General features: G+C 48.2%; 18 protein-coding genes. 11 read left to right on the forward strand and 7 right to left on the reverse strand.

What is annotated here, in order from left to right:
• The first annotated feature begins 39 nt into the window (after window positions 1-39).
• Both L0Y31_RS03175 and L0Y31_RS03180 read left to right on the forward strand, forming a co-directional pair.
• A complete protein-coding gene (locus L0Y31_RS03175) occupies window positions 40-792 on the forward strand; it encodes a succinate dehydrogenase/fumarate reductase iron-sulfur subunit (protein WP_234735687.1) in 753 nt (250 codons plus the stop codon).
• A 452-nt stretch (window positions 793-1,244) separates the two neighbouring features.
• On the forward strand, window positions 1,245-2,030 hold the full coding sequence (locus L0Y31_RS03180) for a type III pantothenate kinase (RefSeq protein ID WP_234735688.1): 786 nt from the start codon (window positions 1,245-1,247) through the stop codon (window positions 2,028-2,030).
• A gap of 31 nt (window positions 2,031-2,061) precedes the next feature.
• Here L0Y31_RS03180 and L0Y31_RS03185 read toward each other — a convergent pair whose 3' ends face one another.
• Together L0Y31_RS03185 and L0Y31_RS03190 are read right to left on the reverse strand one after the other, a co-directional pair.
• Complete coding sequence (locus tag L0Y31_RS03185; RefSeq protein WP_234735689.1) at window positions 2,062-2,262, reverse strand: type II toxin-antitoxin system antitoxin; 201 nt, start codon at window positions 2,260-2,262, stop codon at window positions 2,062-2,064.
• Between the two features lie 71 nt (window positions 2,263-2,333).
• Window positions 2,334-3,185: an SPFH domain-containing protein gene (locus L0Y31_RS03190; protein WP_234735690.1), complete on the reverse strand. Its 852-nt coding sequence runs from the start codon at window positions 3,183-3,185 to the stop codon at window positions 2,334-2,336.
• A 214-nt stretch (window positions 3,186-3,399) separates the two neighbouring features.
• Here L0Y31_RS03190 and lysS point away from each other — a divergent pair, with 214 nt between their 5' ends.
• Window positions 3,400-5,112: a lysine--tRNA ligase gene (gene lysS / locus L0Y31_RS03195; protein ID WP_234735691.1), complete on the forward strand. Its 1,713-nt coding sequence runs from the start codon at window positions 3,400-3,402 to the stop codon at window positions 5,110-5,112.
• Between the two features lie 59 nt (window positions 5,113-5,171).
• Here the strand turns inward: lysS and L0Y31_RS03200 are convergent, their stop codons facing one another.
• The gene (locus tag L0Y31_RS03200; protein WP_234735692.1) at window positions 5,172-5,744 is read right to left on the reverse strand and encodes a DUF4136 domain-containing protein; all 573 of its coding nucleotides are present in this window, start codon (window positions 5,742-5,744) and stop codon (window positions 5,172-5,174) included.
• A gap of 102 nt (window positions 5,745-5,846) precedes the next feature.
• Between L0Y31_RS03200 and L0Y31_RS03205 the strand changes: the two genes are divergently transcribed.
• A complete protein-coding gene (locus L0Y31_RS03205) occupies window positions 5,847-6,311 on the forward strand; it encodes a 3-oxoacyl-ACP synthase (RefSeq protein WP_310587133.1) in 465 nt (154 codons plus the stop codon).
• A 55-nt stretch (window positions 6,312-6,366) separates the two neighbouring features.
• Here the strand turns inward: L0Y31_RS03205 and L0Y31_RS03210 are convergent, their stop codons facing one another.
• Window positions 6,367-6,567, reverse strand: a complete 201-nt coding sequence (locus L0Y31_RS03210) for a cold-shock protein (RefSeq protein ID WP_234735693.1) — start codon at window positions 6,565-6,567, stop codon at window positions 6,367-6,369.
• A gap of 347 nt (window positions 6,568-6,914) precedes the next feature.
• Between L0Y31_RS03210 and L0Y31_RS03215 the strand changes: the two genes are divergently transcribed.
• A complete protein-coding gene (locus L0Y31_RS03215) occupies window positions 6,915-7,136 on the forward strand; it encodes a PspC domain-containing protein (RefSeq protein WP_234735694.1) in 222 nt (73 codons plus the stop codon).
• Here the strand turns inward: L0Y31_RS03215 and L0Y31_RS03220 are convergent.
• The 3 genes from L0Y31_RS03220 to L0Y31_RS03230 all read right to left on the reverse strand — a co-directional run bounded on the left by L0Y31_RS03220 (window position 7,112) and on the right by L0Y31_RS03230 (window position 10,556).
• Window positions 7,112-8,128 carry a glycosyltransferase family 2 protein gene (locus L0Y31_RS03220; RefSeq protein WP_234735695.1) on the reverse strand — a complete coding sequence of 339 codons (1,017 nt, stop codon included), beginning with the start codon at window positions 8,126-8,128 and terminating at the stop codon, window positions 7,112-7,114. The genes L0Y31_RS03215 and L0Y31_RS03220 overlap by 25 nt on opposite strands.
• Before the next feature lie 3 nt (window positions 8,129-8,131).
• Complete coding sequence (locus L0Y31_RS03225; RefSeq protein ID WP_234735696.1) at window positions 8,132-8,467, reverse strand: YbaB/EbfC family nucleoid-associated protein; 336 nt, start codon at window positions 8,465-8,467, stop codon at window positions 8,132-8,134.
• Window positions 8,468-8,546: 79 nt separating this feature from the next.
• Window positions 8,547-10,556 (reverse strand): T9SS type B sorting domain-containing protein, encoded by a 2,010-nt coding sequence (locus tag L0Y31_RS03230; RefSeq protein ID WP_234735697.1) that lies wholly within the window; start codon window positions 10,554-10,556, stop codon window positions 8,547-8,549.
• A gap of 206 nt (window positions 10,557-10,762) precedes the next feature.
• Between L0Y31_RS03230 and L0Y31_RS03235 the strand changes: the two genes are divergently transcribed.
• The 6 genes from L0Y31_RS03235 (at window position 10,763) to L0Y31_RS03260 (ending at window position 16,422) form a co-directional block, all read left to right on the forward strand.
• Complete coding sequence (locus L0Y31_RS03235; protein ID WP_234735698.1) at window positions 10,763-12,019, forward strand: bifunctional 3,4-dihydroxy-2-butanone-4-phosphate synthase/GTP cyclohydrolase II; 1,257 nt, start codon at window positions 10,763-10,765, stop codon at window positions 12,017-12,019.
• A 150-nt stretch (window positions 12,020-12,169) separates the two neighbouring features.
• Window positions 12,170-13,003 carry a hypothetical protein gene (locus tag L0Y31_RS03240; RefSeq protein WP_234735699.1) on the forward strand — a complete coding sequence of 278 codons (834 nt, stop codon included), beginning with the start codon at window positions 12,170-12,172 and terminating at the stop codon, window positions 13,001-13,003.
• A 76-nt stretch (window positions 13,004-13,079) separates the two neighbouring features.
• Window positions 13,080-13,649 (forward strand): RNA polymerase sigma factor, encoded by a 570-nt coding sequence (locus L0Y31_RS03245; protein WP_234735700.1) that lies wholly within the window; start codon window positions 13,080-13,082, stop codon window positions 13,647-13,649.
• Window positions 13,621-15,129, forward strand: a complete 1,509-nt coding sequence (locus tag L0Y31_RS03250) for a PorT family protein (protein WP_234735701.1) — start codon at window positions 13,621-13,623, stop codon at window positions 15,127-15,129. Before L0Y31_RS03245 ends, L0Y31_RS03250 begins: the two co-directional genes overlap by 29 nt.
• A gap of 90 nt (window positions 15,130-15,219) precedes the next feature.
• The gene (locus L0Y31_RS03255) at window positions 15,220-15,714 is read left to right on the forward strand and encodes a QcrA and Rieske domain-containing protein (RefSeq protein WP_234735702.1); all 495 of its coding nucleotides are present in this window, start codon (window positions 15,220-15,222) and stop codon (window positions 15,712-15,714) included.
• Window positions 15,715-15,744: 30 nt separating this feature from the next.
• On the forward strand, window positions 15,745-16,422 hold the full coding sequence (locus L0Y31_RS03260) for a hypothetical protein (protein WP_234735703.1): 678 nt from the start codon (window positions 15,745-15,747) through the stop codon (window positions 16,420-16,422).
• The last annotated feature ends 8 nt before the right edge of the window (window positions 16,423-16,430 follow it).

A 16,430-nucleotide genomic window follows, 5' to 3' on the forward strand; every position in this document is an offset into this window, starting at 1 on the left:
TGAAGCAAGAAACTAGAAACTCCAAACTTGACCAACGCAATGAATATTACACTCAAAGTCTGGAGACAAAAAAATACAGATTCATCAGGTAAACTGGTGGAATATAAATTAGCCGACATCTCGCCAGAAATGTCGTTCCTGGAAATGTTCGACGTGTTGAACGCCGATCTGATCAAAAAAGGAGATGAACCGATTGCTTTCGACCATGACTGTCGTGAAGGTATTTGTGGAACCTGCTCCATGTATATCAATGGACGGGCGCACGGTCCTCAAACCGGATCAACGACCTGCCAGCTTCACATGCGGAGCTTCAGCGATGGCGACACCATTATAGTTGAACCGTGGCGGGCACGGGCTTTCCCGGTAATCAAAGACTTGATGGTGGATCGCTCAGCTTTCGACCGCATCATGCAAGCCGGTGGATATGTATCCGTGAATACCGGTTCGGCACGTGATGCCAACGAAACCCTCATTCCACGCGAGATTGCTGACGAAGCGATGGATGCAGCGCAGTGCATCGGTTGCGGAGCTTGTGTAGCAGCTTGTAAGAATGCCTCAGCGATGTTGTACACCGCAGCTAAGGTTTCGCACCTGGCAATTTTACCACAAGGTGAGGCTGAAGCTACAATGCGTGCTGAACGGATGGTGGCCCAGATGGATGCCGAAGGTTTTGGCGCCTGCTCATTCACAGGTGCTTGCTCGGTTGAATGTCCGAAGTCGATTTCACTGGATCACATTGCCCGCTTAAATCGTGAATATTTGGGAGCGAAATTAACTTCCAACAACGTATAGAAGGCTTTTTTAGGCCTGAGTTAACGAAAAAAGCGCCTATTTGGCGCTTTTTTCGTTTTCACGTGTCTTAAGCTCAATTGCTAATCGTGCAAGCGTAGTAAACCAGGGCACTTGTATGGTGGCTTATTTCCGGGAGGGCCAATTCCCGAAAGATCCTCAATAGCTTATTTGGCTATCATCCTTTTTAGAACCATACATAACCAATAGCGCTACCTGATTTTTCATTCGCTAGTTTCAAGTTCTTATTTCAAGGACACGCATCCATTCCAGAAGTAACGTTTAAGACCCTTACTTTTGCAGGTCAACAGCTACGCATTCGATAAATGCTGCCTGATACATGCTCCCGCCAAGAAAAGCCGCTACTTATTTTCAACTCTATTAGCTGGTCAAGATAAAAAAAGGGATATTTGGAAATTTACTAGCTTTAGATACAACCTGTTGTGACGACCAGTATGCTTCTTGCGCTCGATGCCGGCAACTCTGATACTGTATTTGGCATCCATGATGGACAACGCTGGATTCACATTTGGCGCACTCGTTCCCTTGTTAATGAGGGGCCTGCTCATTACGAAAGCATCCTACGCCTTTGGTTACTTGAAGCGGGAATTTCCCCTACTACAATTCAAAGCACAGTACTTAGCAGCGTTGTGCCAGACCTGACGCCCACGCTTCGTGCCATGTTGGCTGGCCTTTTCAGCCAGGATCCAATTGTGGTTAGCCCAGCCATCTACCCGTTGCTTCCACTGGAAATTTTACGGCCGTACGAAATTGGTGCCGACTTGGTAGCCAATGCACTGGCGGCTCACTTAACCTATCAACAAAATTGCGTAGTCGTTGATTTTGGCACAGCTCTTACCTTTACAACGGTTTCGGCAACGGGCCGTATGCTGGGCGTAGCCATTGCGCCCGGTTTGAAAACAGCTGTAAGGTCGCTCTTCTCCAATACCGCTCAGCTCCCGGAGGTTCCGCTGGAAATGCCAGAGTCGGCTTTGGGAACGAACACTACGCACGCCATTCAGGCCGGTATTATGCTTGGCTACGAAGGACTGGTTCGCTCTCTTCTCGCTCGTATACGGGCTGAATTAGACGGAAATTGCCTGGCCATTGCCACCGGCGGACTAGTAGCTACCATCCCCACCCTGCACGTTGAATTTACGGAGGTCAGGCAAATGCTCACCCTCGATGGGATTCGAGCCATCAGTCAGTATGTAAGTGCTGGAGCGCATCAATCCCGGTAAGAAGTTTTCCCTGATTTCTTAATCACAAAGCTCACGAAACCTGCTCGGTCGAATCCGATTCCGACGGAGCAGATTTCTCTGCTTTACCCTGCTTCTTTCTCTTCAAGGCTTCGTGCAGTATAAATTCAATCTGTCCATTCACGCTTCGAAACTCTTCCTGGGCCCAGCGTTCCAGCTCTTTTAGCGTTTCGGGGTTGATCCGTAAGACAAAAGCTTTCTTTTCAGCAGCCATTTGTAAATGAATAATGAACAGCACAGTCAGGCCAGGCTGTCTGTGCTGTTCACCGTTAATGGTTCAGTACGTTAATTGTATAAGGTTCCGGTATTGACTACTGGACTAACGCTTTTTTCGCCGCATAACACAACGAGCAAGTTGCTTACCATCGCTGCTTTTCGCTCCTCATCCAAATGTACGACATCTTTTTCGGCCAGTCGCGCCAACGCCATTTCGACCATGCCAACGGCACCGTCTACAATTTGTTTCCGTGCCGCGACTACCGCCGTTGCCTGCTGGCGTTGTAGCATCGCCCCGGCAATTTCCTGCGCATAGGCCAAGTGGCTGATTCGTGCCTCGATGACTTCAACCCCCGACCGCTCCAGACGCTCGTTCAATTCCTGCTCCAGCAAAATATTAATCTGGCCCGTACTATCGCGCAACGTAACCTCTTCATGATCGCTTTCTATATTATCGTAAGAACACGTACTGGCCAGATGACGCACCGCCGCTTCGGATTGAATTTTGACAAACAATTGGTAGTCATCTACTTCAAAAAAAGCTTTGGCGGTATCCATAACCCGCCAGACTACGACGGCTCCAATTTCAATTGGGTTGCCCATTTTATCATTTACTTTCAGCGTCTGCCCGTTCAGGTTCCGGGCACGCAGGCTGATTTTACGTTTCGCGTACAGCGGGTTTACCCAGCGCAAGCCCGTCTGCCTCATTGTCCCTACGTAATCTCCGAAAAAGGTTGTTACAATGCCTTCATTCGGATTGACGACGGCCAAACCAGCAAAAAGAACCAAAGTAATCAGCATCGAAATAACGCCTAGCCCGACAGCTCCCCGCACAAAGAACAAAATAGAGCCAATCAATAAAAGAAAGGCAATCATTAAAAGGACATAGCCTGAAGTAGAGGTTAATTCTTTTTCTTCCATGGTTTAGTTTGATATTGTTTTGATATCACAATAATAACAATTAATAAACAGACCCGACTACTATTTTAGGATGAATGGCACAGAAATAAGGCAAATCAGAGATTTTGGCGGATAAACTACGCGGCTCAGATAAGTCTATCTGCTAAATCGGCATCCAGAAGCGTCTACGTTCCAGTCTGAATACCCTATATTTGTAAATCTTTTACGAATCAAGATGATACTGAGCGAACAGGAGATTAACCGGCGCAACAAGCGCGAGGAACTAATGCGACTGGGAATCGATCCATACCCAGCTGAACTTTTTGAAGTCAACGTTACGGCGGCTGACATTCATCAGAATTACGAGCAAGATAAAGACAACTATAAAAGCATTTCCATTGCCGGGCGGCTCATGAGCTTCCGGATTATGGGCAGTGCCTCCTTTGCCGAATTACAGGATGCCACGGGCCGGATTCAGCTTTACTTCCGCCGCGACGATCTTTGCCCCGACGAAGACAAAACCCTGTACAATACGGTTTTCAAAAAGCTACTTGATATTGGCGACATCATCGGCGCGACCGGCTACGTCTTTACGACCCAAACCGGCGAAATTTCAATCCACGTTACCAGCTTTAAGCTGCTCACGAAATCGCTGCGCCCGCTGCCTGTGGTGAAAGAAGCAGAAGGAAAAGTATACGATGCTTTTTCTGATCCAGAGCAACGCTACCGCCAACGCTACGTTGACCTGATTGTCAATCCGCAGGTACGTGAAACCTTCGTTAAACGCACCAAACTGGTTAATTCAATCCGGTATTTTCTCAGCGACCGTGGTTATCTGGAGGTTGAAACCCCCATTTTGCAGCCTATTCACGGCGGGGCAACGGCACGGCCGTTTGTTACGCACCACAATACGCTGGACATGCAGCTTTACCTTCGGATCGCTAATGAGCTATATCTGAAGCGGTTAATTGTTGGTGGCTACGATGGCGTTTTTGAATTTGCCAAAGATTTCCGGAACGAAGGCATGAGCCGCTTCCACAATCCTGAATTTACGCAGGTTGAGCTTTACGTTGCTTACAAAGACTACAACTGGATGATGGACCTCATCGAGGAAATGGTCGAAAAGATTGCCCTTGATTTACACGGAAAAACAGAAGTGCCGGTTGGTGAAAACATCATTAATTTCCAGCGGCCCTGGAAGCGACTAACCATGTTCGAGGCCATTCAGGAATATACCGGCGTTGACGTATCGGCGATGGGTGAAGACGAGCTGCGGGCAGTTGCCGAAGGACGGGGCATCAAAACGGATAGCACAATGGGTAAATCAAAGCTCATTGACGAATTGTTCGGTGAAGCTGTAGAACACCAGCTCATCCAGCCAACGTTTATTACGGACTATCCGGTTGAAATGTCACCATTGACTAAGAAACACCGCAGCAAACCCGGTCTGGTGGAACGCTTCGAGGCCATTTGTAACGGAAAAGAAATTGCGAATGCTTATTCGGAGTTGAACGATCCACTCGACCAACGCGCCCGTTTTGAAGAACAATTGGAGCTGGCCAACCGGGGCGACGAAGAGGCAATGGCTATGGATGAAGATTTTCTGCGGGCTCTGGAATACGGTATGCCACCAACTGCCGGCGTAGGTTTGGGTATCGACCGACTAAGCATGATTATGACCAATTCGGCATCCATCCAGGACGTCCTGTTCTTCCCGCAAATGCGCCCGGAGAAAAAAGCAGAGGTATCGGCGGACGCAGATTACGAAGCGAAAGGCATTCCAGCGGGTTGGATTCCGGCCCTGCAAAAAATGGGCTTCATGCACGTCGATCAGCTCTCGGAAGCCAATCCTAACAAAGTCTTTAATGATTTAGGGGGCATGCGGAAAAAGCTCAAACTTGATGTTACGATGCCTACGCTAGATGATGTGAAGCGTTGGGTTGAATAACTATTGTATAACGAAAACAAAAGCCTGGTTTTGAAGCCAGGCTTTTGTTTTTCACTGCTTTAGCTTTTTTCTTCTTCTCCGTATTTTTCCAGAATTTTACGAACATCTTTCGGTAACTGAGCGCTAATACGCGCTGGATCAGCAATCGCATTTTCGACGGAGCCGCGCCAAACGAGTTTACGGGTTTTGGCATCAACGATGTCTACCACTACGGTACCTTCGTTATACTGCTCTGTACGGGACTGTGGGCCTCCCCAGCCATACCAGCTCGGTCCCCAGCCACGCCAGCCCCACCGGCCCCAGCCGTAGAAAGGTCCGTAAAGTGGCGCAGGATCGGTCACAGTACGGGTTTTCTTTTCGACAAAAAAGTGGTAGCCAATAAGTACATCAGGGTCGGACTCATCTTGCTTTAATCCTTTCTCGTTCAAAACTGTATTGACCGAATTCTCGACATTTTGCGTAGCTATGTCATTATAGTACAAAGGATTTTGACCCGCTTTAACGTCAGAGTCCATCCAGGCATACGTTTTGTACTTGTCAAAATTCACCCTCGAATTATAGTCAACGGTCACTGGTCGAGCACAACTACCCAGCACGAATAGGAGGCCGATTACAAACACTGCATTTTTCATAACGTTGTCTTACTTGTTCGTCTTTAAAAACAAGTTGATAGTCTAAAAGTTTGCAAAGTCACCGCTTAGGTTCTTTCTTGGCGACTTTCGTATTTTTATGCTATGATGAATTCAACTCCTGAAATAAAGACGCAATTGTATCAGCATTGCCTCGACTACGTTGACCAGCGGATAAGTACAGCGCAAACGGCAATGAAAGCAGCGCAGGCTGCCGCCAATGAAGAATCGAAAAGTAGTGCAGGGGATAAATACGAGACAACGCGGGCCATGATGCAAATAGAGCGGGATCAGTGCGCCCGCCAACTTACGGAAGCCTTGAAACTGCGCCAGGAGCTGGCTGGCATCGATTTGGATAAAACGTTCCCTACTGTTCAGCCAGGAAGTCTGGTTCTAACCAATCGAGGTACTTTTTTTCTAGGAATTAGTATTGGTAAGATAAATATTAATCAGGATACTTTTCTGGTTGTTTCTGCGGCCTCTCCGATTGGAAGTCAACTACTTGGCCGACGCGTAGGCGATGAGATTTCGTTTAACAAAGTGGCTTATCGCATTCTTCAGATTGCCTGAATAAGCAAGAAGCCTCGATCAACACGACCGAGGCTTTCTATGAATGACGAAGAATCTATTCTTCTAATTTTTTCACTTTGACAGCATTCAAGCCTTTTTTACCATCAATTACTTCGAATGCTACGCGGTCTTTCTCCCGAATGGTAAGGCCATTCAGGCCTGTAATGTGTACAAAAATGTCCCGGCTTGACGAATCCTCAACAATAAATCCAAAGCCTTTGCTCTCATTAAAGAATTTAACTGTACCTGTTTGCATAAAACAATAAAAATTAAAAAATTAAGGATTACGACGGTTATGCCCTCAAACAAAAGTCATCAAACAGGTACCCAGTTTGTACACAAATGGAGCGGTACGGAGAATTGGCCGTATCTGCACTGACTTTGTAAGGTCGCTCGGCTTTAAAGTTAAAAAAATCAGCGCATTAGTAAATACTAGGCCATAAAAATTGTTTACTGAGCGCCACTTTTTGAGTTTTATTTGGCATATTTCTCCCGCAGCGGTAGATTATTCGGTCACCTTTGGCTAAATTTCAAGAACAAACGACTAAAGAGATTGTTAATAACGAATCTGAGACCTAATTTTAACAGTAATTCGTAGGTGTCATGAACAAAATAAGATATTTTGTCGAGAGCCAGGCTTTTGGAGTCTGTACGAGGTTAGGCGAGAAAATGAACATTTCGGCGAGCAGCATCCGCCTGTATTTCATTTACACGTCCTGCTTAACCCTGGGGTCGCCTGTCGTTTTGTATTTGATTCTTGCCTTTTGGATGGAGATGCGTAAGCACTTACGCCGTCACAATCATCCAACCGTTTGGGAGTTGTAAAGCTCAAGAAACCGTTTTTTGCCTTTAACGAAATACTGCCAGACAACACTTTCCCGGTAAATCTGACTTACTTCGCCACTCTGCTTGTTGCGCTTTTTGTAAAGCTCTGGTAACCAGCTATAGAAAGAAAAGTGTGCCCGAATAATGGCTATTGTATCGCGCCATTGCCCTTTGCTTATGAGCTGTAGCCCCGAGGCGCCATCCAGTACCAGCCGGGCGAAAATTGTCGCGAAGAGCGATTTAGATGGCAAATTCTTGTATAAGGTAGCCAGGCTGTTGCGGTAATTCAGAAATGTTTTACGCGGATTTGTCTTGGCTAATGTACCACCGCCAATGTGGTAAACCGTGGAATCCGGGCAGTACCAGATTTCGTAACCTCTATTTTTGAGGCGCCAGCAAAGATCAATTTCTTCCATGTGCGCGAAAAAATTCGCATCAAAGCCGCCAATTTTCCAGAATAATTCAGAACGTATAATCAGGCACGCCCCCGTTGCCCAAAAAATCTGGCGCTCATCGTTATACTGTCCCTCATCGGGTTCCAGGGTATCGAAAAGGCGGCCCCGGCAGAACGGATACCCCAGATAATCAATGTAGCCTCCGGCAGCACCTGCGTATTCGAAATGCGTTTTTTGGTGATAAGCAAGCAGCTTCGGCTGGCAGGCCGCCGCCTGCGGACGCCGCTTCATCAAATGCAATAAAGGGGAAACCCAACCCGGTGTTACCTCAACATCCGAGTTAAGGAGAATGTAATAGGTCGCTGGAATCTGCGCTAACGCTTCATTGTAACCGCCTGTATAACCGTGGTTACGTTCCAGACGGATTATTTTAACAGCCGGAAAATGCTGCTGTACGAGATCTACAGAGTTGTCCAGCGAAGCATTATCAGCGACATAAACGGCGTGGCCTTCCGAATAGGCCAGCACCAACGGCAAAAACTCATCCAGAAAGCTCCAGCCATTATAATTCAGAATAACAATGGCAACTTCGTCCATGTGCTAAGACATCATGCTGCCCAGATCAAAGCCGGGAATATTTGGCAGCAAGCCTTCGGTTGATTTACGCAGGTGTTCTTTGATTTTACCGTCAACGTTCTCAAGTGCCTTGTTGGTTGCGGCCACGATCAGGTCTTGCAACATTTCTTTGTCGTCTGGTTTAACCAGGTCCGAATCAATTTCCAGCTTGATCAATTGTTTATGACCATTTACAGTAGCCCGTACTAAACCTGCTCCTGCTTCGCCCGACTCCGTAATAACGCCCAGCGACGCTTGTGCTTCTTTCATTCGGCTCTGGAATTCCTTCACTTTGCCGAACATATCCATCATGTTGAACATACTAATTGCGATTAGTGCTTTCTGATTAAACTGCAAAACTAGGTCAATTGTGCGGTCTCAGCTATTACATTCTAAAAAATTATCGCATGAGCATGACTCTCCCCGATTTGATAAGTTTCTGGCCAGCCTGGTCAACCGCCTCAATTCGGTACGAATAATGGCCTGCTGGTGCTATCTGCCCGTTAATTGTTCCGTCCCAACCTTCGCGCTGATCCGTTGTGAACATAACCTCACCCCAACGATTGTAAACAGATAGCCGAATGCTTTCGAAGAACGTGCTGCCTTTGATCGTGAAAGCATCGTTCAAGCCATCGCCATTAGGCGTAAAGGCATCCGGCACGAACAAACGCGCTGCCGCCGTGAACGAGCGAAAGTTAGAATAGCTCACAGCTCCGTTTGCTGAAACGGCTTTCACCCGAAAATTAAACCGCTGGATGTCAGGGTCGCTCAGATTCGGCTGGTAGGTCGTGTTAGCCACCAGATCAACCTCATCAACGACTGTGTTCGTCTCATCTAACTTTTCGAGTCGGTATTGAGCGACAGTCTCGCCAAAAAAGGGCGATTCTGGCGTCCAGTTAATGGCAGCGGGCGAATCCGATTTCAGGTGAATCGAACAAACCGGCGCGGTCAGCGTCGAAGTAGCTCCGCAAGCACTTTGGTAGCCAACCTGGTAGCAGTAAGACTGTTTCCGAGTATCTACGCCGCCATCCTGATGCACATTCCGGGCGGCTTCTTCGGCTACTGGGTTGAAAGCGCCGCCGGGCGAGTCCTGCCGATAGATCAGCATTTTGTAATTGGGCGTTGCCTGCGCCGCCGGGTCCAGAACGGCCAGCAGATCAATTCGACCCGCTGTATTGACCGACACCTGCACTTTGGTGAACGGCAGCGGTTGCTCACCGGATTGCGCGGTTACACATTTGCTGTCCGACTCCACCGTGGTAGCTCCACTGTTCAGTTGCGCCGTTACTTTATAACAATACTGCTGGCCGCATTGCAGATTTTGCTTGTCGTTTTCCGTTCTTGCCGAAGCCGTGGTTGATGTACTCAAGGTTGTATTATTCCGAAGAACGGTAAATCGGCCAAACGTGTTTGTGGTGACCTCGGTGGTCCATTTTACTTCATTCTGACCATTTTGGGCCGTAACATCCAGCCCAATTGTACAGGCAGGCTCCGATTCCTGCCGCCCGCACGAACCGCTAACGACAACCCGAAAACAGGTCGGATGATTGCCAATATTTGTCACGGGAATCGTGCCATTCCCAACCCGGGAGAAGGTGGTTGAGGCCCAGTTGCCCGAAGCATCCCGTTGTTCAAGTACGGCGGTCTGGCCCGCTGGCACATTATCAATCTGTAGTGTAGCAGTTTTATTGGCCTCCGTACTACTTAACTTGGCAATAACCGGTTTTGGAAGCGAACCGTTGGGCGTCCGGGTTTCCGACCGAATCTGTCCGCCGCAAAAGATCTGATTACCATCCAGATAAACGCCCTGTACGGTGACTGTCCGCGTCGAATTATTGGCAAATGTATGACTCTGGCTCAGGGTATTTTTAGTTATTCGTTCCGCCGGAGAGCCATCTCCCCAGTTGATCAAATACCCATCATATTGCTGGCTGATCGCATCATTGGTAATCGTTAAGGTCAGTTGCCGGTCGGCACACCCATTTAGCGCCGTGTTCAAAGGTCGCGTATCCAGCACTTCTACCTCATCGCAAAATACGGTTCCGGTAGCTGACCCGTTCCCACTGGCTAGCTGAAGAATTTTGTAACGCCCTGGTTTTGTAAATGCATACTTCCGATTGGCCGTTTGCTGCTGCAATAAAGGAGCCGAGAAAGGATCACCTGTTTGGTATTCATAAATGTATTTATCGCCGGACAGCGTTGCTGGTACTGACGCGATTTCTACTGTAAACGGCGCACAGCCTCGTTTGGCCCGGAGCGTAAAACCGCCTACTCCTGCATTCGCAGGCTTCCCGCTGCCGCACCAATCTTGCGACCAGGCCTCAACCGGCAATAAATAAAGGACACTTATAGCCAAAAACCACCCGATACACAGAAACCGTCCGGGTGACCACTTTGTCAATGTAATCACGGAGGAGTAAAATTTTTCGTTAGCTAACAATTTTGGGAGGTTGGTTAAAAAACGTATAAACTTCTCTTTTAGCGTCCGGCGAAACGTATCTTTGCCGAAAGGTGTTTGACAAATATGTAATCAGTCAATTACGCCCCCGTTTTTTAATTGAACCAATGGAGAGTAACCCCACAAATATAAAGACACAACATAGTGATAGTGGTCACATGTATTCTGCGAATGTAGCGGTTGAACCTGTTCGTTTAGACCGGATTGAAGACGCTATTCAGGACATTCGGGACGGCAAAATTATCATCGTAGTTGACGATGAAGATCGTGAAAACGAGGGTGATATGATTTGCGCTGCCGAAAAAATCACGCCCGAGATGGTTAACTTCATGACGAAGGAAGGCCGGGGCCTTATGTGTGCTCCTCTTACCAACGAGCGTTGCCAGGAATTAGGTCTGGAAATGATGGTTGGCAACAATACGTCTGTTCATACGACTCCTTTTACGGTTTCCGTTGATTTGCTTGGCAACGGATGCACCACCGGAATTTCTGCCAGCGACCGCGCTAAAACCATCCGCGCTTTGGTTGATCCGGAAACCAAACCTGAAGACCTGGGCCGTCCCGGTCACATCTTCCCACTCCGTGCGGTGGAGGGTGGCGTTTTGCGTCGCACCGGGCATACTGAAGCTGCCGTTGATTTTGCCAAACTGGCCGGTCTGTCACCAGCGGGCGTCCTGATTGAAATCCTTCACGAAGATGGCACGATGGCCCGGTTACCCCAACTCCGTGAGCTTGCCGATAAGTTTGGAATGAAACTGGTCAGCATTCAGGATTTGATTGAATACCGGCTTAAGCAGGAATCACTTATTCGTCGCGAAATCGGGGTGGATATGCCCACTGAACGGGGTCACTTCGAACTCATCGCTTATAAATCGCTCACTACCGACGACACGCACCTGGCCTTGATCAAAGGCACATGGGAAAAGAACGAGCCTGTTCTGGTTCGTGTGCACTCTTCCTGCGTTACGGGCGACATCTTCGGCTCTTGCCGTTGCGATTGTGGGGGCCAGTTGCACGCCGCCATGGATTTAGTGGAAAAAGAAGGAAAAGGGGTTGTCCTTTACATGAATCAGGAAGGCCGGGGGATTGGTCTGCTGAACAAGCTGAGAGCCTATAAATTACAGGAAGCAGGACTGGATACGGTGGAAGCCAATCTGGAACTGGGCTTTAAAATGGATGAGCGGGATTATGGCGTTGGGGCTCAAATTCTGCGCGATTTGGGCATTCACAAGATAAGACTCATCTCAAACAACCCGAAAAAACGGGCCGGATTGATGGGCTACGGCCTTGAAATTATCGAAACCGTGCCTCTTCAGATCCAGTCGAATCCGTATAACGAGCGCTATTTGCAGACCAAACGAGATAAAATGGGCCATGCCCTAACCCATCTGGGCGATAAATCACTGAATCCGTAATCGTTCTGAAGCTTATTTTAATAGTACAAAGGATAGCCTGAGGCTATCCTTTTTTTTTGAGGCCACGCAACCCTTTCTTTCGCTCCTTCGTATTGGTCAAGAATCGATTCAACAGTTTATCAATTTCTCACTCATGGCTCTTTTATCTTCATGAAACCCTATTTGGTATCCTTACGGATCGTCTTCCTGGCGAGTATATTTCTTTTTCAATCCTGCAGCAAGGACGAGGAGACTCAGCCCGCAGCCTCAGGTATCTCAATCAATAATACATCCTTAGGCAACGTCCTAACCGACGAGACAGGCCGAACACTGTACTTTTTCGCCAATGATGTCGACGGCGCTTCGACGTGCAAGGGAAACTGCCTCACCAACTGGCCCGTTTTTTACCGGGAAAATCCGTCTCTGGGTACCGGTTTAAACGCCAGCGATTTCGGTACCATCACGAATGCTGACGGCAGTAAACAAACCACCTATAAAACCTGGCCACTCTATTATTACGCCAAAGATGCTAAAGCTGGTGATGTAAGTGGCGAAAATGTGGGCAACATCTGGTTTGTCGCTAAGCCCGATTATTCCATTATGTTGTCAAATGCGCAGTTGAAGGGGCATGATGGAAAGTCATACACCAGCAAGTACGTCGAAGGAACCGAATCAACGATCTTCTTTGTGGACGCGCAGGGACGAACCCTATACGGTTTTAGAAACGACAAGAACAAAAAGAATAATTTCACCAAAGCTGATTTCAGTAACAACAGCGTCTGGCCTATTTTTGAAACAACCCTGGGTTCTGTACCTTCGGTATTGGATAAAACCCTGTTCAGTACCATTTCAGTAGCTGGGCGAAACCAACTGACTTACAACGGCTGGCCACTTTATTATTTCGGTCAGGACAACAACCAGCGAGGTGTGACCAAAGGGGTTAGCTTTCCTTCGCCGGGCGTTTGGCCCATCATTCAGAAAGAAACGCCCGTAGCGCCGCAGTAAACCTATTTTTTGGGTTTACTAATTTCTGACGCAACGCTTTTTGCGCATTTATCGTATAGGTACAAAATCCCGCAGGATGACGCCCAAAACCGAAGACATCACTGTTTTGCTTCAGGAATGTCTGAATGGCAACCGTAAAAGCCAGGAACGACTCTATCGGGAGTTCTACGGCTATGCGATGGGCATTTGCATGCGGTATTCATCCAATCGCGAAGATGCCGTCGAAATACTGAACGATAGCTTTCTGAAGGTTTTTACGCGCGCTCACCAATACCGGACCGAAGTGCCATTCAAGCTATGGCTGCGCCGGATTCTGATCAATGCCGCGCTTGATTACCACCGCATCCATCAGAAGCATCGTTTTCATGAAGATATTGGCCGGGCCGAACAGCTGCCTACAGTGGAGGCGAACGCACTGGAACAGATCACTCATAGCGAACTGCTTGATTTGATCAGGCAGCTGTCGCCGGCCTATCGTTTGGTTTTTAATTTATACGTCATAGACGGCTTTACCCATGAAGAAATTGCCGGACAATTGCAGATTTCGGCGGGAACCTCGAAATCCAATCTGGCCCGCGCCCGTGAACAATTGAGAATCTTATTAACCCGCAGAAATCATGTCGAGTGTGGACGAACTACCCGATGACGAAGGGCTTGACAAGCTCTTTCGGACGTCTGCCGAGGAGTTTGAACCACCCTATAATCCCGAAGACTGGTCAAATCTACGCCACCGCCTAGACCAGACCGACCGAACGGCTTTGCTTTTCCGCCTCTTGCGCTGGGGTTTGCCTATCCTATTTCTTTTGCTGACCGGAACGGGAATTTGGCTCTGGCAACATAATAAACAGACTAACGAGCAGCCTGTAACCCCAACAACTCTATCTGAATCTGGCAACGGACGTACCACTTCAGCTAACAAGTCTGGCCGTGTTGATCAATCAGGTTTTGAGGCAACGAAAACCGCGCCAACGTTGCCGCCTCTAATGGGTGGGACAGCCGGGCAGCGCGATAAAATTGCTTCCAATGGCGTTGAACTACCCAAGTCTACCGCTAGTCCAGAAGGTAGACTAACAGCTGAGCAAGCTGCCGAAACCGAACGAAGTTCTATGCAATTCACAAAAAAACCGCGGAATATTGTGGATAAGTCTGTGGATAAAGAGATTACTGTGGATAAGCGAGGGGAAAATCAGGCCTATAACGTACGTTACCCGCAGGGAAAGCGAGCTACCAACGTTTTGCTTCCTACACCTAATTTACAGGCAGGATACGCTAGTAAAGGCGCAACGCCCGCTTCCCGTTCGGCGCAACGCCGTGGTGCGTATCAATCGGCAAACGGTACTCCCACCGACCAGGTTAAAAATAGTTCAAGCGTTGACTCATCGAATGGACCGAATTGGTCAAGCAATCTGATCGCGGAGCGCTTCCATTTTTCATCTTCGCCAGATCCATTAGCCCCCCTGCTTCTCCGTTTGTCAGACAGCGCGCTTGCCCTTAAGGCGGAGCCTACTTATAAAACGTCCCGGCAAACAAAAACGCCGCGTTTCTCGCCTTTAAGCATTCGCCTTCAGTTTACGCCCGATCTAAATTTCATTGGCGGAAGCGGCCCAGCGGTGTCGCCCAATGTGGGAGTCTTTGTCGAATATCGCTTTACAAATCGGTTGCTCATTCAGGTTGGAGCCATGAAGGCCGTAAAAAAATATTACGCCTCTATGGAGGATTATAAGATACCCACCGACCATTGGTATCAAAAAGAAAGGCCCATTCGCATCGATGCCAATTGCACCATCATTGATATACCCATTAATGTGCGCTTCGATGTATTTGCATCAACCAATCAGCGCTGGTTTCTAAGCAGTGGCATTTCTTCCTATATCATGAAGAAAGAGAAGTATCACTATGAGTATGACCCTGTTCCTGCAAACAACAAATATCCGGGTTGGGAAGGCAACACGGGACGCGTCGATGCCAGCCATCTTAATTTTTCGGTAGGTTACGAGCGTTATTTCTCGCGGCGTTTGTCGTGGCAGGTTGAGCCTTTTCTGAAGACTCCGTTAAAAGGCGTTGGTTACGGAAAAGTGCGTTTGCTGAGTACCGGTATTTTTCTCTCTGCCCGATACAACATATAAATTTTCGTGATGCAGCCGTTATACAACACCAATTGATGTAATAACATAAAATGTAGTGATAATAAATCTAACCTGTGAACTAGTTTTGTTATGGAGATTCGTCAAAAAGAAACAATGAAGCGCGGTGATTTTTTGCGCAGTCTTGGCTTGAGCACCTCGGCCTTGATGGCTTTTTATTGCATGGGAACAATGACTTCCTGCTCGGGTGATGATCCGACACCGGATACGGGTAATCCAAGCACTGGCGCGGGCTTTACTGGCAATGCTGACCCCTCAAAAGGAGCCGTCAATTTTACACTTGATTTAACTAGTTCGGATTACAGCAAACTGAAAACCGCCGGTCAATTTGTTTCGGTTGGTAGCATTATCGTCGCCAATGCAGCGGGTAGCATGGTTGCTATTGGTCGTGTCTGCACTCACCAAGGCGGTTCCCTGAGCTATCGGAGCGGCTCGAACGACTTCATTTGTGATACGCACGGCGGACTTTACAACACCAACGGAACCGTAAAAGCGGCCCCGCCTACCCAGCCTGTTGTAGCCTATAAAACCAGTCTGGCTTCGGATAAACTAACGGTTACGGCCTAAAATCAATCGTCATTATCTTCCCACAAGCTTATGAAACTCCTGTTCGCCACTTTCTTTTCTTTATTTTTTGCCTTATCGGTTGTTGCTCAGGACACCACTCGGGTTGCTCCGCCCTCGGATGCCGACAGCTTGCTCGCCAGCCTGACCGATAGTGTGGCCAGCCCCGAGCTATTGCCCAAAAAGATGACCATTAGTCAGCGGCTTTTGTGGAGTCGGAAAGGCGTGCTTCGGAGTACGGGAATTGCTCCGTTAACGGCAGAAAGTCGCGAAAAAGAACTGAAAGTGCGGCGGGCTATGCTGGTATCTCACCAGGTAGTTGGCTTCGTAACGCTAGCTGGAATGATTACGCAGGGCATACTTGGCTCCCGGCTCTACAAAGCGCAGGGAGCCGATTATGTCCGCTTAAAGAATGCTCACGAAAACGTGGCCACCTTCATTAACATTTCCTACGGGACCGCCGCGTTACTTGCTTTTACCTCGCCGCCTCGCCTACCGACTAGCAGCAATCGCCGCCGTGGATTCAGCTCCATTCAATTGCATAAAACCCTGGCGATGGTTCACCTGACAGGCATGATTGCGACCAACATTCTGGCCCGCCAGATTTCGGGCAGTGGCGAAAATTACGATACCCTTAAGTCGGCTCACCGCATTGCGGCTTTCACTACGTTTGCGGCCTTCGGGGCGGCTATCGTTGCCATTAAATTTTAAGCTATTAA

The organism is Tellurirhabdus bombi (assembly GCF_021484805.1).
Classification (GTDB): Bacteria; Bacteroidota; Bacteroidia; order Cytophagales; family Spirosomataceae; genus Tellurirhabdus; species Tellurirhabdus bombi.

Excerpts from the sequence above, each read along its gene's own strand:
- L0Y31_RS03210 (WP_234735693.1), bottom strand. The coding sequence starts at position 6,567 with ATGCAAACAGGTACAGTTAAATTCTTTAATGAGAGCAAAGGCTTTGGA.
- L0Y31_RS03220 (WP_234735695.1), bottom strand. The coding sequence starts at position 8,128 with ATGGACGAAGTTGCCATTGTTATTCTGAATTATAATGGCTGGAGCTTT.
- L0Y31_RS03225 (WP_234735696.1), bottom strand. The coding sequence starts at position 8,467 with ATGTTCAACATGATGGATATGTTCGGCAAAGTGAAGGAATTCCAGAGC.
- L0Y31_RS03205 (WP_310587133.1), top strand. The coding sequence starts at position 5,847 with ATGATGAATTCAACTCCTGAAATAAAGACGCAATTGTATCAGCATTGC.
- L0Y31_RS03245 (WP_234735700.1), top strand. The coding sequence starts at position 13,080 with ATGACGCCCAAAACCGAAGACATCACTGTTTTGCTTCAGGAATGTCTG.
- L0Y31_RS03250 (WP_234735701.1), top strand. The coding sequence starts at position 13,621 with ATGTCGAGTGTGGACGAACTACCCGATGACGAAGGGCTTGACAAGCTC.
- L0Y31_RS03235 (WP_234735698.1), top strand. The coding sequence starts at position 10,763 with ATGTATTCTGCGAATGTAGCGGTTGAACCTGTTCGTTTAGACCGGATT.
- lysS (WP_234735691.1), top strand. The coding sequence starts at position 3,400 with ATGATACTGAGCGAACAGGAGATTAACCGGCGCAACAAGCGCGAGGAA.
- L0Y31_RS03200 (WP_234735692.1), bottom strand. The coding sequence starts at position 5,744 with ATGAAAAATGCAGTGTTTGTAATCGGCCTCCTATTCGTGCTGGGTAGT.
- L0Y31_RS03240 (WP_234735699.1), top strand. The coding sequence starts at position 12,170 with ATGAAACCCTATTTGGTATCCTTACGGATCGTCTTCCTGGCGAGTATA.
- L0Y31_RS03180 (WP_234735688.1), top strand. The coding sequence starts at position 1,245 with ATGCTTCTTGCGCTCGATGCCGGCAACTCTGATACTGTATTTGGCATC.
- L0Y31_RS03215 (WP_234735694.1), top strand. The coding sequence starts at position 6,915 with ATGAACAAAATAAGATATTTTGTCGAGAGCCAGGCTTTTGGAGTCTGT.
- L0Y31_RS03190 (WP_234735690.1), bottom strand. The coding sequence starts at position 3,185 with ATGGAAGAAAAAGAATTAACCTCTACTTCAGGCTATGTCCTTTTAATG.
- L0Y31_RS03255 (WP_234735702.1), top strand. The coding sequence starts at position 15,220 with ATGGAGATTCGTCAAAAAGAAACAATGAAGCGCGGTGATTTTTTGCGC.
- L0Y31_RS03260 (WP_234735703.1), top strand. The coding sequence starts at position 15,745 with ATGAAACTCCTGTTCGCCACTTTCTTTTCTTTATTTTTTGCCTTATCG.
- L0Y31_RS03175 (WP_234735687.1), top strand. The coding sequence starts at position 40 with ATGAATATTACACTCAAAGTCTGGAGACAAAAAAATACAGATTCATCA.
- L0Y31_RS03185 (WP_234735689.1), bottom strand. The coding sequence starts at position 2,262 with ATGGCTGCTGAAAAGAAAGCTTTTGTCTTACGGATCAACCCCGAAACG.